The organism is Actinomyces urogenitalis, from assembly GCF_002861525.1.
GTDB lineage: Bacteria > Actinomycetota > Actinomycetes > Actinomycetales > Actinomycetaceae > Actinomyces > Actinomyces urogenitalis.
Map to the genome: position 1 here is coordinate 105837 of NZ_PKHA01000007.1, position 17934 is coordinate 123770.

Consider the following 17934-nt stretch of genomic DNA (forward strand, 5'->3'; position numbering starts at 1 on the left):
TGGGTGCGCGACCTCAGTAGGAGGAGGTCTCCTCCTCAGCGTCCTGCGCCTTGAGAGCGGCAAAGGCGGCGTCGACCTCGCCGTCGGTGATCTGCGCCGGTGCCTGGGCGGAAGGCAGGGCGGAGGAGCCTCCCGCCTTGAGCGCGGCCAGACGAGCCTCCGCCTCGGTCATGGCGGCGGCGGACTCCAGCTCAGCGAACTGGGCCTCCAGCGAGGTACCGGCCAGCTCGGCCTGGCCCTCGGCCTGAGCCTCGATGCGGCGCACCTGGTCCTCGTAGCGAGCGAGCTCGGAGGTGGGGTCCATGACGTTGATCGAGCGGATTGCACCCTGGACCTTGACCTGTGCCTGCGCGGACTTCTGGCGAGCCACCAGGGCGTCGCGGCGGGACTTGAGGTCACCCAGACGCGCCTCCATCTGGGTCAGACCCGTCTTGAGCTGCTCGACGACCTGGCGCTGGGAGTCGATCATCGGCTCGGCCGACTTCGCCTCGTTCTCCGCCGCGATCTGCTTGGTGATGGCGATCTTGGCCAGGGAGTCCCACTTGTCGGCTCCCGCCTCATCCCCACCGGCACGCAGCTGGTCAGCCTTGGTCGAGGCGGCCAGGGCCTTGTTGCCCCAGTCCTTGGCCTCGGCGAGGTCGGCGTCGTGGTCCTTCTCCGCCAGGCGCAGGTTGCCGATGGTCTGGGCCACGGCCTCGCGGGCCTCGGCGATGGAGGAGGTGTAGTCGCGCACGAGCTGGTCGAGCATCTTCTCCGGGTCCTCGGCGCGGTCGAGGAGAGCGTTGATGTTGGCACGGGTCAGCTGGGCAATGCGGCCCAGGATCGACTGCTTCTCAGCCATGGGTTGTCCCTTTCGTAGATCGTGTCGGTGACAAACGGGTGTGGGGCGGTCACCGCGGTGCGGTGCCAGCAGTCGCCTGCTGACCTGGATGCTTCCACGGAACCTGCCTGCGCGTCGCGGTCATGACGGCGGTATCGCTGTGGGCATGAGGGCGGGCACACTCAGAAACGGCCGCCTCCACCGCCGAAGCCTCCTCCACCGCCGAAGCTGCCACCGCCGCCGCCAAAGCCGCCGCCGGGGCGCGGGCCTCCCCAGCCACCGTACCCGTGGTCCCGGTGGCCGCCTCCCAGGCCGCCCAGAAGGATGCCGCCTAGGACCAGCGAACCCAGGTCCAGGTCACCTCCTCCGCCACGGGGGCCGCCCAGTCCTCCGAAGGAGTCCTCGTTGTCACGCACATCGGCCTCAGCGATGGCCTGAGCCTGTGCCACCAGCGGCTCGCCGGCAGCGACCTCGGCAAGGGCCGCCGTCGGATCGCTGGTCTGCAGCGAGGTGGCTGCGGCAGCGTGGCGAGTGGCCTCGGACAGCGCGGTGCGAGCCGAGGAGCCGACGGCGCCGCGGTGGGTGGAGATATAGGAGGTCACGGCCTCGATCTGGGAGTTGAGGCGGGCCAGACGCGAACCGAGTGAGGCCCGTGCACGTGAGTCGTTCTCCTCCTTGGCGCGGGCGGGTGCCAGGGCGGCGTCCAGGGCTGCCTCGCAGCGAGCCAGGCGGTCCAGGGCTGCCAGCGGGTCGCCCCCGCTCGTCAGTGCCTCGGCGCCGGTGGAGGTGTCGGGGGAAGCGCTGGTGAGCATCGCGCCGCTGGCGACCGGCAGGGCGGCCCGCCCTTGCTCCACCGCTGCCTCAGCCTGGCGAACCAGGGGCGCCAGGGTTGCTGCAGGTACCTGGGCGGCCAGGCGCTGGGCGTCGATGAGGTCGGAGGAGATCGAGGCGATCGCTGCCTCCAGGTCTGTTGCCGCCCGCTCCAGGCGCTCGCGGGCCCCGCGGACCTGGGCGGCGAGCTGGCCAGCCTGGGCGATCGCACCCTGGGCGATGCGGACCTGTTCGACCGCGGTGGTCTGCTGGCCGTCGTCGACCGAGGCCTGCGCCTGCTCCAAGGCGGTGCGTCCGGCCGCGAGCAGCCGCAGGCCCTGATCGGGGGCGTGGGACACCGAGCTCAGCGCCGAAGGCGGGAAGGTCGCGTGGAGCGTGACCAGGAGGGTCTGCGCCGCATGCAGGGCCTGCTCGGTCTCTGCCGCGCGCTGCCGGGTCTCGGCGATCGCCGTGGGCAGGTTGGCCTCGATACCGCGCCGCTCGTGGAAGGCCTTCTCCTGGGCGGAGATGACGGTGGTGGCCTGCTCGCAGCGCTGGAGCATCTCGCCGTACATCTGGCGCTGGACCGCCTCGGTCTCGGGGATGTCGTCATCCAGCAGCTTGCGCAGCTCGAAGGCACGCTCCATGTGCTCACGTGCCTGGGCCAGAGCCTGGGTGAAGTCGTCCGTGGCGGACAGCCCGAACTGCGCCTGAGCGTAGGACAGCTCCTCGTCGGCGGCGCGTACGGCGTCGTCGGCCGCAAGGAGCGTGGCTGAGGCCTGGGCGCGCAGGGTCTCCAGCGGCAGGGTCTGGGACGGTGGCAGCGCGTTGTTCATGCCTTCTCCTTGCGTCGTGGGCTGGCGGCCTTTGCGTCGTCGTGCCGCTGCCGTCAGGCGGCGCACCAGGGTGGCCGAGCCGAGGGCGCCGACCCCGACGAATGCGAGAAGCATCCAGGGGGCAGGGTGCTCGCCAGCATCGGGCTCAGCGTGCTCAACGACCTCACGCTGGGCGGGGGAGGCAGAGGAGTCGCTGCCGGTGGACAGGTCCTCCACGATCGAGGTCACGGCCCCGTCCCAGTCCCCGGCCTTCAGGTGCTCCTCGATGCGCAGGCGGACCTCACCCAGGCGGGCCTGGGACCACACCGAGCCTCGAGAGTCGCCGTCGAAGGCGTAGCTGCGCTGGGAGGGATCGGCGGTGGAGATGTTGATGACCAGCAGGACGTCATAGGCACCCAGCCCGGTCCAGGACCAGGCCTCGGCGGCAAAGTCGGTAGCGAGCTCGGAAGCGTCGTCGTAGGTGACGACCCACAGGTGGACGCCGTTGCGCTCCGCCGTGGCCACGGCCTTCTCAGCGGTGGAGGCGGTGAGGATCCCGGCGGCGTCCGTCACCTGGTCCAGCAGGGTGGTTGAGGGCAGGGAGTCTGTTGTGGTCGTTGCCGGCAGGGAGGTGAGAGCGGCCTGCGGTGCGGACACGGCAGTGAGGGCGGGTTCGCTGGTGCGGGCAGGCACTTGTGGGGCGGCGAGCGCGACGGGTGCCACGAGCGCGGCGGACAGAAGCAGGCCGCAGCCAGCCAGGCCCCCGAGGGCTGGGCGCCGAGGCGAAGGTGTCGTGTGCATCACGACATATGGTGCTGGCTGGAGCTCGGGCGAGGCAACTTCTTTCGCCGCCAGCGCGTTGACTCGCCTTGTCAGTCCGGGCCGCGGCAGGTGTGTGCGCGGCACGTGGGTGGCGTGGTGCCGGAGTGCGCGGCTGACGGCGAACGTGATCCGCTCGGCTTGCGCGACCGCGGCGGCTTGGAGTCAATAGACCCATGACTCAGCCCAGCGACATGACGTCATCTTCCTCCACCGGTACCAGCGCGCTCGGCCAGACGCCGTCGGTCCCGGTTATCCCGGCGTCCACGCCGCGGCCTGCCGGGCCGCTCATCACGGTGATCGAGCCGGACGCCGTCGCGCCCTTGGACCGCCTGGGCGAGTGGCTCTTCGCTTCCGGGGCCCGGCTGCGCACCATCCGGGTGTGGAAGGGTGAGGCGCTGCCGGCTACGGATGACCTGGGTGACGGCCTCGTGGTCCTGGGAGGCCAGATGAGCGCCCACGATGACGCGGCCCACCCGTGGCTGGAGGGGCTGCGCGAGATCATCCGCCATGCCGTGGCAGATGGGCTGCCGACCCTGACGATCTGCCTGGGTGCCCAGGTGGCGGCTGAGGCCCTCGGCGCGGTGACGGCTGTGCCGTCGCCTGACGGCGGTGAGCACGGGGTTGCCGAGCTGGAGCTGACTGAGGCTGCCTTGGTCGATCGGGTCCTGGGGCCCGTGATCGACGAGGCCGTGCGCGCTGCGGTGCGTGCCGGGATCTCGACCCAGGACGGCACCCGCCTGCCTGCCGTCGTCTCGCACGACGACGCCGTCGTGAGCCTGCCGGAGGGGGCCACGCTCCTGGCCTCCTCCCAGCGCTGCCCGATCCACACCTGGCGTGTGGGGCGGATGCTCGCCTTCCAGCACCACCCCGAGGCCAGCCCTGCCCGTCTGGGTTCGTGGACTGAGCGTGAGGTGGCGCAGAAGATGGGCGTTGAGCCGCCCGCCGTCACGGACTCCGCCGTGCCCTCCGGCCGTGAGCTTCCTGCTGAGGCGGTGGCTGCGGGCAAGCAGGCGCGTGCCACTGCTGAGGAGGCGGACTCGGTGGCGCAGGCCTACGGGCGTGGTCTGGCGCGCGAGCTCGTGCGCCACGCCCGCGCCTACGCCGCGCAGCGCGACGCCCGGGACTGACCTCCCTCGCTCGGGGCGCGCTACGAAACGCGATAGGTGACATCTGCGCGGCGGTGACTTCCCTCGCCCGGGGGGCGGGGCCCTAGACCTCGCCCGGCGGTGAAGCGAACTGACTTCCCTCGCCCGGCAGTGGCGCACGTTTGCGTGCGATGCCGCTGGGTGTGTGCCCGGGGGCTGGCATTCTTTGCCCGGCAGCGGTGCACGCTCGCGGGGACAGATGCCGTATCCGTTCATCGGAATCTGGGCGGACGCACCTTGGTGGGGCCCCGGCAGCGGTGCGCGCTCGCTGGGGCGCTCGTTCGCGAGTGTTCGGCGCTATCCCATGCTGGTTGCCACCACCCCGTTCTCACCGTCGCTACCTCGTTCTGGCGGTCGCTACCCCTTGGTGTTGTCCGCTATCCCGTAGCGCGCGCTACGGGGGTGCGAAGGACGCCAAGGGGTAGTGAAGGTGGTGATGGGGTAGCGGGGTTCGCGAGAGGACGATGGTCGGTGCCCATGGTCGCGTTGTTTGTTACCGTCCCGCGTGTTCGCAGCTGCCTCGCTTGGCGTTCTCCGCCTCTTCCTGCTGTCTTTCGTTATCTGGCGTCCGTGTTCGCTACCCCTTGGTGTTGTCCGACCGTGCGTGTGCGGGCCAGGCCCTGCTGGCTTCGCTACCCGACCGCGTTCACCGCTACCCCGTTCTGTCTGTCGCTACCTCTTGGTGTTGTCCGCTACCTGGTAGCGCGCGCTACGGGGGTGCGAAGGACGCGGAGGGGTAGCGGAGGTGGTGAAGGGGTGGCGAAGGAGCGGCGAAGGGGTGGCGAAGGAGCGGCGTGGGAGGTCTTGGTGGGGGTGCGAAGGACGCCAAGGGGTAGCGAAGGGCGCGGAGGGGTAGCGAGGAAGGAGCGCGAACAGTGCGGGGGAGGGCGAGAGGCCCAGAGAAGGGCGGCCCGGCACCCCAGACGGCCGGCTGCCCCTTCCGCCCCTCCTTCAGGCCCCTGCAGTTCCTCCTTCAACCCCTTCCTCAGGAACCAACCGCCCTTCAGAGGTCGGAGGCGTCCGTGACCTCGTAGGCGTAGCCCTGCTCGGCCAGGAAGCGCTGGCGGTGAGAGGCAAACTCCTGGTCCACGGTGTCGCGGGTGACCACGGTGTAGAAGTGGGCCTGACGCCCGTCGGACTTGGGACGCACGATCCGCCCCAGACGCTGGGCCTCCTCCTGGCGCGAGCCGAAGGAGCCCGAGACCTGGATCGCCACCGAGGCGCCGGGCAGGTCAATGGAGAAGTTGGCGACCTTGGAGACCACGAGGGTGCTCACCTCCCCGTCGCGGAAGGCCTGGTAGAGCTTCTGCCGCTCGCGCACGGTGGTCGACCCGGTGATGACCGGCGCCCCCAGGTGCTCCGCGAGCTCCTCCAGCTGGTCGACGTACTGACCAATGACCAGCGCCGACTCGCCTGCATGGCGGGCCAGCAGTTGGTCCACCACCGCCACCTTGGCCGGCGTCGTCGCTGCCAACCGGTAACGGTCCTCGCTCTCGGCGGTGGCGTAGGTCATCCGCTCGCCGGCCTCCAGGCTCAGCCGCACCTCGGTGCACACTGCCGGCGCGATCCAGCCCTGGTTCTCCAGGTCCTTCCACGGCGCGTCATAGCGCTTGGGCCCGATGAGGCTGAAGACCTCGTCCTCGCGCCCGTCCTCGCGTACCAGCGTGGCCGTCAGGCCCAGGCGACGCCGGGCCTGCAGGTCCGCGGTCATGCGAAAGATCGGCGCGGGCAGGAGGTGGACCTCGTCGTAGACGATGAGTCCCCAGTCGTGGGCGTCCAGCAGGTCCAGGTGAGGGTAGACACCCTTCCTCTTGGTCGTGAGCACCTGGTAGGTGGCGATCGTGACCGGGCGGACCTCCTTGCGCGAGCCCGAGTACTCCCCGATCTCGTCCTCGGTCAGGGAGGTGAAGCGAATGAGCTCCTCCTTCCACTGCCGTGCCGAGACCGCGTTGGTGACCAGGATGAGGGTCGTCGTCGAGCTGCGGGCCATCGAGGCCGCGCCCACCAGGGTCTTGCCGGCCCCGCAGGGCAGGACGACGACGCCGCTTCCTCCCGCCCAGAAGGCGTCCACCGCCTCGGCCTGGTAGGGGCGCAGAGCGAAGGCTCCTGGCTGGCCGGCCGCAGCTGCCTGCGGGTCGTCGTGCAGGGCGATCGGGTGCGCCTCGCCGTCGACGTAGCCGGCCAGGTCCTCCGCCGGCCAGCCCAGCTTGATGAGCACCTGCTTGAGGTGACCGCGCTCGGAGGGATGGACCACGACGTCCTCGGGGGACAGTCTCTCGCCCAGCAACCCCTTGGTCCGCTTGGAGCGCATGACCTCCTCCAGGACCGGTACGTCGGTCGCGTGCAGGACGAGCCTGTGCGCGGGGTCGGTGACCAGCTGCAGGCGGCCGTAGCGTCCCATCGTCTCGGCGATCTCGGTGAGCAGCGAGTGCGGCACCGGGAAGCGGGAGTAGGTGATCAGCACGTGGATGACCGTCTCCGCGTCCAGACCGGCGGCGCGAGCGTTCCACAGTGCCAGCGGCGTGATGCGGTAGGTGTGGATGTGCTCCGGCGCCCGCTCCAGCTCGGCGAAGGGGGCGATGGCGCGTCGGGCGTCGGCGGAGGCCGGGTGGGAGACCTCCAGCAGGACGGTCTTGTCGCTCTGGACGATGAGGGGTCCGTCGGGCGGGGCAGAGGCAGGCATGGGGGGAGTATCGCGCGACGAGCGCCTCCGGGCCGTGACGCAGGCGACGCCTTCACCGGCGGCGGAGCGCGCAGGCCGGTCAGCGTGGCCCGTGCCACCAGGCGCGGGTGGCAGGAGCGGTAATGTGACAAGGATGAGCACCCCAGGCACTTCCCGCACCAGCCGCACGCGCGCGGCCACCGGCCAGGACGCGACGCCGCCGACGCAGCCGCCCACTGGTGGCATCGCGGGCACGGACGACCTCGCCGCCACCCTCACCGCTCGTTCCGACGCCGAGATCGCCCAGCTCCTGCAGTCTCGCCGCGACCTTATCGCCCCGCCCTCGTCCTCCTTCACCACCCTGGCTGCCCGCGCCGGCGGACGCCCGAGCGTGGAGATCGCGCTCGCGGACCTGGGCGCCCAGCCCCTGGCTGTGGCCCAGGCAGTCGTGGCGCTGGGAACCCAGGATGCGGGCGTCATCAGCCGTGCCACCGGGCTCGGAGCCGACGACGTCGCTGCCGGACTGGAGCGGTTGCGTCACCTGGCGCTGGTGGTCGAGGCCGGAGCAGTGCCCGGGCTGGCTGAGGTCTTCGGTCCCCGTCCGCAGGTGCCTCAGGCCCCCGTTGCCCCCAGGCCCGAGGAGCTGGAGGTCCAGGAGGCTGCCGCCGTGGCGGACCAGGCATCGCGCGCGGCCGAGGAGCTCGTCCGCCTGGTGACGGTGCTGCTGGAGGAGTGGGGTCGCGAGGCAGGGGCGATCCTGCGCACCGGAGGGGTCGGCGTGCGGGTGCTGACCCGCACCGCGCAGGCGCTTCAGGAGAGCACGCAGGTCACCGCTACCGTCATCGAGATGGCCGCAGGCGCCGGGCTCCTGGGGCTGGACGAGGACGGTGAGACGTGGGTGCCCTCGCGCGAGGCGGCCGCCTGGCGGCAGGCCGGGCTGGCCGAGCGCTGGGCTCCGCTGGCCCTGGCCTGGGCCAGGAGCGCGCGCACGCCCTGGCTCGTGGGCACGCGTGGCGACGACGGCACCTTACGGCCGGTCCTGGGCGACGACGTCGAGGCGGGCTGGGCCCGCGCGCTGCGCGCCCGCGTGCTCGCGCTCATGGCCTCGCTGCCGGCCGGGGTGGTCCTCGATCCGTCCTGGGTGCGTCAGGCCCTGACCTACGCCCGGCCCAGGCGCGTTGTGCCCGAAGGCGCTGTGACCGCTGTGCTAGAGGAGGCCGAGCTGCTGGGGCTCAGCGGCGGGGGCTCAGCGTCACGGGCGGCGCTGCGGCTGGCCCGCGGCTTGCGCGAGCTCGGCGAAGGCCAGACGCTCCAGGAGGATCAGGATCGCCTCCTGGCGCTGCTGGAGCAGACCCTGGAAGAGGACCTGCCTGAGCCAGTGGACATGCTGCTGGTCCAGTCGGACCTGACCGCCATCGTGCCGGGCCGGCCGACCTCGGCGCTGGGGGAGCTGTTGGAGCGCTCCAGCGAGGTCGAGTCGCGCGGCGGTGCGCTGACGGTGCGTTTCACCCCGCAGTCGGTGCGTGCGGCCCTGGACGTGGGGATGAGTGCCTCCGAGCTGACCGAGGCCCTGGAACGCTACTCGCCGACCCCCTTGCCCAGCGCGCTGGCGGTCCTCATTCAGGACGCGGCCCGTCACCACGGCGCGGTGCGGGTGCGTGAGGTGGCCTGTCTCCTACGCGTGGCAGACCCGGCGGTGGCCGCCGGACTGGTGGCCGATACCCAGCTGGCGGAGCTGGAGCTGGACGAGGTCGCTCCCGGGATCCTCACCTCCACCGCCCCCGCTGGGCAGGTGCTGCGGGTGCTGCGCGTGAGCGGAGGGGCGCCCGTCCTGGAGGACGCCCACGGCGCCCTGCTGCTGGCAGCCGACCAGCTCCCGAGGTGGCGCGGGCACCTGGCTCCCGAGGCGGCGCGGCCCGGATCGGACGGGCCGGTGCGGCGTCGTCGGCCCTCGCCCCGGGACCTGGCTGTGCTCGTGGGGCGGATGCGAGCCGGCGAGCAGGCCCGCATCGACTCCGGCCAGGGCCGGGGCGCAGCCACGGACCCGGTGCACGCCCTGGCGCTGCTGCGTCAGGCCCGGGCCTCGCGCTCGCGGCTACGCCTGCGTCTGGCGGGACAGGACGGAAGCGTCCAGGAGCGGCGCGTGCGGGTGCTCGCGGTGGAGCCCGGCAGGGTGCGGCTGGCCGACGTCGTGCGTGAGACTGAGCTGACGGTCGCCGTTCACCGGATCGTGGGCGTTGAGGAGGAGTAGGGCTGGCGCGGGATCGGTGGGAGACGGTGATGCCGCACCTGTGGACCTGCCCCCTACACTGGTCGGGTGACATCTACCGCGACTGATCCCGAGACAGTACCCCCGACCGAGACCGGACATCCGGCCCCTGGCCAGGCTGGTACCCTCGCGGACCCTGCGACCGCCTCCCTGGAGCGTGCCGGCAGCCTGCCCACTCCTCAGCAGGCCGTGGCCGCCGCCAAGGACAAGGTCCTCACCTCTGCCGTCGCCGTCGACCTGGCCCACCAGGCCCTGGGGCAGATCACGGAGCCCCTGAGCGTGGGTGCCCACCTGGGAGCCCGCAGCGAGGGCGAGCGCGTGGTGACTCACCTCTTTGAGTGCAATCTCGCCGGTTATCGCGGCTGGCACTGGGCCGTGACGCTGACGCGTCCGCCTCGCGCCCGCACCGCGACCGTGTGCGAGATGGAGCTGCTGCCTGGCGCGGAGGCGATCCTGGCTCCCGCGTGGATCCCGTGGGCGGACCGGCTCCAGCCTGGGGACGTCTCACGTTCGGACCGGCTGCCGCGCCGCGAGACGGACGAGCGCCTGGAACCGGGCTGGGAGGCCACGGGTGAGCAGGAGGGGGACGTCGTGGGAACCGACGCCCTCGACTTCGGCCGCGCGCGCGTGCTGTCTGCCGAGGGGGTGCAGCGTGCCGCCCAGCGTTGGTACGACGGCGACCATGGCCCTGACGCCGACGGCGTGCGCAAGGCCCACGCCACCTGCGCCACCTGCGGCTTCCTCGTGCCGCTGGCTGGCCCGTTGCGTAACGTCTTTGGCATCTGTGCCAACGAGTGGGCGGCCGACGACGGACGCGTGGTCTCCCTGGACCACGGTTGCGGCGCACACTCGGAGACTGATCTGCCTGATCAGGGGCCGGAGTGGCCGGTGACGCCCTCGCGTCTGGACGAGGCGGCCATGGAACCCCTGGGGACGGACGGAACCTCGATCCGCGACGGGCGCAGCCAGGCTGAGGAGATTGAGGCTGCCTCGCAGGAGGAGCCGGAACCGGCTGAGGCCGGTGACGCTGAGTCTGGTGACGCCCCGGCGCAGGCCGAGGACTCATCGGATGGTGCCGAGCAGACCCACGAGGCGGGCGGGGCCGCTCAGGACGCCGAGCAGACCGAGGCGCCCAGCAGCTCTGAGCAGCGCCACGCCTCGGCGCTGGACGCCGTTGCCGAGCTGGCGGCGACGGCGCACGGGCATGAGGACGCACCTCGTGCGGTCCCCACAACCCTGGATGAGCTGGAGGCTCAGCTACCCTTCGGCGGCTAGCGCTACCCCTCTGTTTCCTTCGCTACCCCTTTGTCTTCTTCGCACCCCCGTAGCGCGCGCAGCGGGGGTGCGAAGAAGACAAAGGGGTAGCGGACGACGTTCCGGGGGAGCGAAGGTCAGAGAGGGTTAGCGGGTGACCAGGGCCTCCAGCCCCATCAGCGGTGCCCCAGCGGGCGTGGCCTGCACGATGGCGGCGTTGGCGATGATCCGCTGCGTGGCACCCACCACCCGGCCCCCGGCTGCGTGCGGGGTGAGCAGGAGGTTCGGGGCGCTCCACAGGGTGGAGGTGGCAGGCAGCGGCTCAGGGTCCGTGACGTCCAGACCAGCTGCGGCCAGGCGGCCTTCGCGCAGCGCCTCCTCCAGGGCCTCCTGATCCACCGTGGTTCCGCGCCCCACGTTGACCACGACGGCGCGCGAGGGCAGCAGTGCCAGCCGTTCGCGTGAGAGGGCACCGGCAGTGTCCGGGGCAGAGGGCAGCACCATGACCAGCAGGTCCGTGTCCGGCAGTGCCTGCTCGATCTGCTCGACGGCGAGCACCTCGAAGCCTGCTCGCTCGCCCGCGCTGTGGGCGACGCCGCGCACCTGGGCCCCGAAGGCGCTCAGCAGCCGGGCGGTCGCCTGCCCGATAGCACCGAAACCCCACACCAGCGCTCGGGCATCAAGCAGGGTGGTCAGCCGCTTGGGGTCATGGACAGGCTTGGCCCCGCCCAGGTCCCGGTCCCACACGTGGCGGTCAGCGGAGCGTACGGCCTGGGGCAGGCGACGCAGGCATCCCAGGGTCAGCGCCAGGGCGTGCTCGGAGACGGTGGCGTCATGGAAGTGCCGCCCGGAGGTGATGGCGACTGAGGAGGGGAAGCCTGCGGCCAGGACGTTGTCCGGACCGGCCGCCAGGGTCTGGATCCAGCGCAGGTGGGTGAGGTATCCGGGCATCTCGCGCAGGACCGCACCGTGCCCGGAGCCGCCACCTCCCCACAGGACCATGGCCTCGGCGTCGCGGTGCTCAGGCGGGACGGGCCTGCCCTCGTCGAAAAGGACCACCTCATGGCCCGCGTCTCGGATCGGAGCGGGCTCGATGTATCCGGAGGAGGTCAGCAGGATCTTCATGTCACCAGGGTGTCACGCCAAGGCGGTGTCCGGAGGGGAGTTGCGAGCCTGACGCGGCGCTGCGATTGTCTCCATCGGCTTCGCTCTGCGAGAATCCGGTTACGTGAGTGCACCAACCACATCCCCCCGTCCCAGCGCCGCGTCCGCCCCGACCGGCGCGCTTGACCGTTTCTTCCACATCACAGAGCGCGGTTCCACCGTGGCTCGTGAGGTGCGGGGCGGGCTCGTCACCTTCTTCACGATGAGCTACATCCTCGTCCTCAACCCCCTCATCCTCTCCACCCCGCACGACGGCATCGCCCCGCTGGGCACCACCGAGCAGATCGCGGCTGGCACGGCCTTCGTCGCCGGCATCATGACGATCCTCATGGGCCTGGTGGCCAACTTCCCGATGGCGCTGGCCGCGGGCCTGGGCATCAACGCGATGATCGCCTACACCCTGGTAGGCATGAACGGCATGACCTATGCCGACGCCATGGGCCTGGTGGTCATTGAGGGCATCATCATCCTCGTCCTGGTGCTCACGGGCTTCCGTGAGGCCGTCTTCAAGGCCGTGCCCGCGCACCTGAAGACCGCGATCAGCGTGGGCATCGGCCTGTTCATCGCCCTGATCGGCCTGGTGGACGCCAAGGTCGTGCGCGCTGGTGGCACGCCGCTGGAGCTGGGCCTGGGCGGCTCGCTGCAGGGCTGGCCGGTTCTGGTCTTCCTCTTCGGGCTCTTCCTCATCCTCGTGCTGCACGTGCGCAAGGTGAAGGGTGCCATCCTCATCGGCATCATTGCCTCCACCATCCTGGCTGCCGTCGTCGAGGCCGTGGCCCACCTGGGAGCCTTTGACGCCGAGGCCAACCCCACCGGCTGGTCGCTGTCCGTGCCCGCGCTGGAGGGTTCTCCCGTTGGCATGCCCTCCCTGGCCACGCTTGGTCACTTCAGCCTGCTCGGCTCGATCGAGAAGGTCGGTATCGTCTCTGTTGTCCTGCTCGTCTTCTCCCTGATGCTCGCTGACTTCTTCGACACCATGGGCACCATGGTGGCCATCGGCGCCGAGGGCAACCTGCTGGACGAGAAGGGCAACCCGCCGCGTACCCGCGAGATCCTCGTGGTTGACTCCGTGGCCGCCATCGCCGGCGGTATGGGCGGGGTCTCCTCCAACACCTCCTACGTCGAGTCCGCGGCAGGTGTGGGTGAGGGTGCGCGGACCGGTCTGGCCTCCGTGGTCACCGGCCTCGCCTTCCTGGCGAGCATGTTCATCGCGCCGATCGTCTCGATGGTGCCCTATGAGGCAGCGACCCCGGCACTGGTCGTCGTCGGTTTCCTCATGATGACCCAGGTGACGGACATCGACTGGAAGTCGTCTGAGGTGGCCCTGCCGGCCTTCGTCACGATCATCATGATGCCCTTCTCCTACTCCATCACCAACGGCATCGGCGCCGGCTTCGTCGCCTACCTGGTGGTGCAGCTGGCACGTGGCAAGGCCAAGAGCGTCCACCCGCTCATGTGGCTGGCCTGTGTGCTGTTCGTCATCTACTTCACCCTGACCCCGATCAAGGCGATCCTCGGCATCGCCTGACCCGTCAGGCCTACGGACCCCGGCCTCGCTCCACGGTGGAGGGCACCTGCCCTCCCGGTGGCGGCGAGGTCGGGGTTTCGACGTCGTAGCTGCGGCGATACGATGCCCTGCCGCGCTTGCTCGCTCGACGCCGGACACCTGGCCGCCCGACGTCTGCCTACCACGCACGAAACGCCACTTACCGTCACGAAACCGAGGCTTCCGCACGCCGTGTCCGCCACTTTTGAGTCACTGAAGTTCCACAACTACCGGATCTGGTTCTTTGCCGCCCTGGTGGCCAATACCGGTTCATGGATGCAGCGAGTGGCTCAGGACTGGCTGGTGCTGCGGGTCCTGACGGACGACTCCGCCTCGGCCACGGGCATCACCACGGCCCTGCAGTTCCTACCGGCGCTGCTCTTCTCCGCTCATGCCGGTCTGCTCGCGGACCGGGTTGACCAGCGCAAGTTCCTCATCTTCACCCAGTCCGCCATGGGACTGGTCTCCCTGGCCCTGGGCCTGGACGTCATCCTGGGCCGCGCCGAGCTGTGGCACGTCTACCTGGCAGCCTTTGTCTCGGGGGTGGGCGGGGCCTACGACTCCCCGGCCCGGCAGATCTTCGTGGCCCGGATGGTTCCGGGCGACTACCTGTCCAACGCCGTGGGCCTGAACTCGGCCTCCTTCAACGCAGCCAGGCTCATCGGCCCCGCCGTGTCCGGACTGGCGATCGCCTGGGTCGGTCCCGGGTGGGTCTTCATCATCAACGCCCTGACCTTCCTCTTCCCCACCCTGGCGCTGGCCACCATGCGCGTGCGTGAGCTCTACGCCGTGCCGCGTGCCGCGCGTGCCAAGGGGCAGCTGCGTGAGGGGATGGCGTACGTGCTGCGCCGCAGCGACATCGTGGTCATCATCGTGGTCATTTCCGTGGTCTCGATGCTCACCCTCAACTTCCAGGTGACGATGGCCGCCATGGTGCGCAGCGCCTTCAACCTGGAGTCCGACGCCTACGGCAACGTCTCCTCGATCTTCGCCGTGGGCTCCCTGGCCGGTGCACTGTGGGCGGCGCGTCGCAAGGCTCCGCGCGTGCGCACGCTCATCGTGGCGACCTTCTTCCTGGGTCTGTTCACTCTGGTCATGGCTGTGGCTCCGAGCTACCCGCTGTTCGCCCTGTCCTCGATCCCGGTGGGGCTGTGCGTGCTCACGGTGCTCACCAGTGCCAACCAGACGGTGCAGCTGACCACCGACCCGGCGATGCGCGGGCGGGTGATGAGCATCTACATGATGTTCTTCCTGGGGACCACGCCGATCGGCTCCCCGCTCGTCGGGTGGGTCTCGGACCAGTGGGGTCCACGCTCGGCGATTACTCTGGGTGGGGTGGCGGCGGTCCTCATCGCCTGCCTGGCCACCTTCTGGGCGCGGCGTCACTGGCAGGTGGACCTGGCCTACTCCTCCACCCGCCCCTTCCTGAGCACGGTGGGGCCGCGTGAGCGTGCGAGCCTGTCCCATCCCGGCCCGGTGGCCGGTGAGCAGATCGAGGGGGCTGGGGCTGAGCTGGTCGCGGAGGCTGAGGCCCGTGGTGAGCAGGACGACGACGGCGAGGCCCGCCCGGCACGCTGAGTCCGCCGCCGTGGGTGGCAGGCTCGAGCCGGCTGGGCGTGAGCGCGCTGGGCGCGAACGGGGTGGGCGCGGCCTGCGCGCCAAGGGCTTGCCGATATCCTGGGACAGCCTTCGGGCAGACGGTCCCTGTCTGCTTCCAGGCGCTGTCCTCAGGACGTACTTCTTCCCAGGAGGTCTCAGGCATGAGCGAGCTGATCGACACTACCGAGATGTACCTCAAGACCGTTTACGAGCTTGAGGAGGACGGCGTTCTGCCGCTGCGCGCGCGCATCGTGGAGCGCCTGGACCACTCGGGGCCGACCGTCTCCCAGACCGTGGCGCGCATGGAGCGTGACGGCCTGATGAAGGTCGCTGAGGACCGCTTGCTGGAGCTGACCGAGGAGGGCCGCCGTCGGGCCACGGAAGTGATCCGCAAGCACAGGCTTGCCGAAAGACTGCTTCTGGACGTCATCGGTCTCGACAGGCGGCTGGTCCACGAGGAGGCCTGCCGGTGGGAGCACGTGATGAGCGAGCAGGTCGAGGAACGCCTGCTGACGATCCTCGGTGACGTGAGCACGGACCCCTTCGGCAACCCGATTCCTGAGGTGAGGGCCGAGCACCCGCAGCCGGCGGCCGGCGAGGTCAGTGCTGACCGCGCGGTGCGTGCGGACCGCGAGGACGGGGTGGTGGCACGAGTCGGTGAGCCCATTCAGGCTGACGCTGACCTCATCGCCAGCCTGGAGGACGCCGGGATCGTGGCCGGGGCTGAGGTCCGCCTGCGCCCGAGCAGTGGCGGGGTGCGTGTGGTGTGCCGCGAGGGCGAGCCGGTGGTTCTTCCTGACGACCTGGCGCGCCATCTCTTCCTCATTGCCTGAGCGTCGGTCCTCACTGCCGCCGTCGGCGACCGCGGTGTCTCATTGCACGCATTTGCCTGCGGCGGAATCCTTCTCGAGGAGGATCACGTTCGTATAACGTATCCGCTGCGTCCGGGTGTCCGGACGCGAGGAGCCAGGCGGAGCCCAAGCCTGCTGACGTCCGGTTCCTCGATCCATACGACTTCACCAGCAGGCACGGGGGACCCACCGCCGGCCAGGCCGCTACAGGCTGAGCCTCGGGGTGAAGCCCGCCTCGTGCGGGCCGGGCGCCTCCCGCTCGAACCCGACAGCTAACCTCGCAGGCTCCCCAGGAGAGAACTGACGTGACCACACCTGTTCAGGCGCGCCACCGCAAGGCCTCACGGCCGCTGACCCCGCTGAGCGACCTTGCTCCGGCTACCCGCCGTGGCTTCGCCGTCGCCGCCTCCTCTGGCCTGGCGCTGACCATGATCGCCTCTGGCGCCAACGCCGCGGGACAGGATGCTGAGAACCTGCGCAGCTCGGCCGGCACCCTCAAGGTCGGGCTGGTGGCTGAAGCGGAGAGCCTGGCGGCCAGCAACGCCCCGATCAAGGTCTCCGAGCAGGTTGCCGCTGACGACGCTGCGGTGGTCACCGAGGTCGAGACGGTGACGGCCGAGGTCGTCCAGGAGCGCAACGCCGTCGCCACGGGCCAGGGCCTGATCGACTACGGCATGCAGTTCCTTGGCGTTCCTTACGTCTGGGGCGCCTCCAGCCCGACCGCGTTCGACTGCTCCGGCTTCGTCTCCTACGTCTACGCCTCGATCGGTGTGTCGATCCCGCACCAGTCCAGTGCGATCCGCAACATGGCGGGGGCGAGCGTCGTCTCGGCCTCCGAGGCCCAGGCTGGCGACATCATGTGGTGGCCAGGCCACGTGGGGCTCTACGCCGGTGACGGGATGGTCCTGGAGTCCGTGCCGGGCGGAGTGACCTACCGCGCCGTGTGGGGCAGCCCGACCTACCTGCGGGTGCTCTAAGCCACCCGGCGTGCAGGGCTGCGGGCCTGCGGCCTGTCTCACCCTGCGGCACTACCTGTGACGAGAGCCGTCTCCTCCGTGCGGAGGAGACGGCTCGGTCATGCGAGGTATCGACAGATAAGTGGTGGGCATCACGTCGATGTGCGTTATCTGGTCGTGACATAATGGGCGCGCTCCGGTAGCGTCTCCATCGTTACCCGGTTGAGACCGGGGACGCCCTCATCGCGGGGCCCAGTCCTGCCGCCCGCGTTGAGGCCCATGACCATGATGGCAGGAACGGGGGAACCAGTTCTGGTCTCGGTGACGAGGCCTTGGGGTGAAGTCCGCGCAGCGGACCGAGCGTCTCCAGCTCGAACCCGACAGCTCACCTCGTCGGCACACAGGAGAATCAACCCACATGACCACTAGCACCTCGGCCCGTCACCGCAAGGCGGCACGACCCCTGACCCCGATCGCGACCGTCGCTCCGGCTGCTCGTCGCGGCATGGCGGTGGCGGCGTCCTCCGGTCTGGCCCTGACCATGCTTGCCTCCGGTGCTAACGCCGCCGGTGCGACCGAGGCCTCGGCCTCGGCTGGTTCCCTCGAGGCTGCGGGTGTCGGCGCGATCGCTGCTCAGGCTCGTGACGCCCTGGCGACCAACGAGGTCATCACTGCTGGCGAGGTCGCCACCCTGGCAGACGTTGAGGCCGTTGCCGAGGTCTCCGTCGCCGCTCCGCAGGCTCCGGCTGCTGAGGCTGAGACCGAGGCGACCACCACGCAGGAGACGGCTGAGGCTGCCGCTCCCGCTGTTGCCGTGGCTGCTCCCGAGAACGCCTCGGCCTCCTCGATCGTCGCGATCGCCCTGCAGTACCAGGGCGTGCCCTACGTCTCCGGCGGCACGACGCCGGCGGGCTGGGACTGCTCCGGGTTCGTCCAGTACGTCTACGCCCAGGCCGGTATCTCCCTGCCTCGTACCTCCTACGCCCAGGGCGCCGCGGGCACGCTCGTCTCGGCTGCCGAGGCTCAGCCTGGCGACATCGTCTACTACGGCCACCACGTGGGCATCTACGTGGGCAACGGCATGATGATCGACGCCGGTACCCCCTCCACCGGCACGGTCTACCGCGCCGTCTACGGCTCGCCGATCGGCTACGTCCGCATCGGCTGAGGCTCTCGCCTAGCGCGCTGATCTCCTTCGTGACGACGGCGCCCCGTCAGCCT

The 17934-nt window shown here is 70.4% G+C and carries 12 protein-coding genes and 2 riboswitches; of the genes, 8 read left to right on the plus strand and 4 right to left on the minus strand.

The window, feature by feature from the left end; all coding sequences use genetic code 11:
• Nucleotides 1–13: 13 nt before the first annotated feature.
• Together CYJ26_RS07650 and CYJ26_RS07655 are read right to left on the minus strand one after the other, a co-directional pair.
• Nucleotides 14–841 carry a PspA/IM30 family protein gene (locus CYJ26_RS07650; RefSeq protein WP_006547599.1) on the minus strand — a complete coding sequence of 276 codons (828 nt, stop codon included), beginning with the start codon at nucleotides 839–841 and terminating at the stop codon, nucleotides 14–16.
• Nucleotides 842–1002: 161 nt separating this feature from the next.
• Nucleotides 1003–3246, minus strand: coding sequence for a TPM domain-containing protein (locus CYJ26_RS07655; RefSeq protein ID WP_101638233.1), 2244 nt, complete (start codon nucleotides 3244–3246; stop codon nucleotides 1003–1005).
• 194 nt (nucleotides 3247–3440) lie between these two features.
• Here CYJ26_RS07655 and CYJ26_RS07660 point away from each other — a divergent pair, with 194 nt between their 5' ends.
• Nucleotides 3441–4394 (plus strand): type 1 glutamine amidotransferase, encoded by a 954-nt coding sequence (locus CYJ26_RS07660; protein WP_101638234.1) that lies wholly within the window; start codon nucleotides 3441–3443, stop codon nucleotides 4392–4394.
• A gap of 1021 nt (nucleotides 4395–5415) precedes the next feature.
• On the opposite strand, the gene CYJ26_RS07665 is transcribed toward CYJ26_RS07660, so the two are convergent.
• Complete coding sequence (locus tag CYJ26_RS07665) at nucleotides 5416–7095, minus strand: DNA repair helicase XPB (protein WP_006547596.1); 1680 nt, start codon at nucleotides 7093–7095, stop codon at nucleotides 5416–5418.
• A gap of 133 nt (nucleotides 7096–7228) precedes the next feature.
• On the opposite strand from CYJ26_RS07665, the gene CYJ26_RS07670 reads away from it, so the two are divergent.
• Both CYJ26_RS07670 and CYJ26_RS07675 read left to right on the plus strand, forming a co-directional pair.
• Nucleotides 7229–9325, plus strand: coding sequence for a helicase-associated domain-containing protein (locus CYJ26_RS07670; protein ID WP_101638235.1), 2097 nt, complete (start codon nucleotides 7229–7231; stop codon nucleotides 9323–9325).
• 66 nt (nucleotides 9326–9391) lie between these two features.
• Nucleotides 9392–10618, plus strand: a complete 1227-nt coding sequence (locus CYJ26_RS07675; RefSeq protein ID WP_006547593.1) for a DUF3027 domain-containing protein — start codon at nucleotides 9392–9394, stop codon at nucleotides 10616–10618.
• 126 nt (nucleotides 10619–10744) lie between these two features.
• On the opposite strand, the gene CYJ26_RS07680 is transcribed toward CYJ26_RS07675, so the two are convergent.
• A complete protein-coding gene (locus CYJ26_RS07680; RefSeq protein WP_006547592.1) occupies nucleotides 10745–11722 on the minus strand; it encodes an NAD(P)-dependent oxidoreductase in 978 nt (325 codons plus the stop codon).
• A 103-nt stretch (nucleotides 11723–11825) separates the two neighbouring features.
• Here CYJ26_RS07680 and CYJ26_RS07685 point away from each other — a divergent pair, with 103 nt between their 5' ends.
• The 5 genes from CYJ26_RS07685 (at nucleotide 11826) to CYJ26_RS07705 (ending at nucleotide 17881) form a co-directional block, all read left to right on the plus strand.
• On the plus strand, nucleotides 11826–13289 hold the full coding sequence (locus tag CYJ26_RS07685; protein ID WP_006547591.1) for an NCS2 family permease: 1464 nt from the start codon (nucleotides 11826–11828) through the stop codon (nucleotides 13287–13289).
• Nucleotides 13290–13499: 210 nt separating this feature from the next.
• On the plus strand, nucleotides 13500–14885 hold the full coding sequence (locus CYJ26_RS07690) for an MFS transporter (RefSeq protein WP_048685286.1): 1386 nt from the start codon (nucleotides 13500–13502) through the stop codon (nucleotides 14883–14885).
• Nucleotides 14886–15067: 182 nt separating this feature from the next.
• Nucleotides 15068–15739, plus strand: coding sequence for a metal-dependent transcriptional regulator (locus tag CYJ26_RS07695; protein WP_034237306.1), 672 nt, complete (start codon nucleotides 15068–15070; stop codon nucleotides 15737–15739).
• Between the two features lie 168 nt (nucleotides 15740–15907).
• Nucleotides 15908–16060, plus strand: a riboswitch (cyclic di-AMP (ydaO/yuaA leader).
• 2 nt (nucleotides 16061–16062) lie between these two features.
• Nucleotides 16063–16734, plus strand: coding sequence for a C40 family peptidase (locus tag CYJ26_RS07700; RefSeq protein WP_006547588.1), 672 nt, complete (start codon nucleotides 16063–16065; stop codon nucleotides 16732–16734).
• 243 nt (nucleotides 16735–16977) lie between these two features.
• Nucleotides 16978–17127, plus strand: a riboswitch (cyclic di-AMP (ydaO/yuaA leader).
• Between the two features lie 4 nt (nucleotides 17128–17131).
• Nucleotides 17132–17881, plus strand: a complete 750-nt coding sequence (locus CYJ26_RS07705) for a C40 family peptidase (protein WP_006547587.1) — start codon at nucleotides 17132–17134, stop codon at nucleotides 17879–17881.
• Nucleotides 17882–17934: the final 53 nt, after the last annotated feature.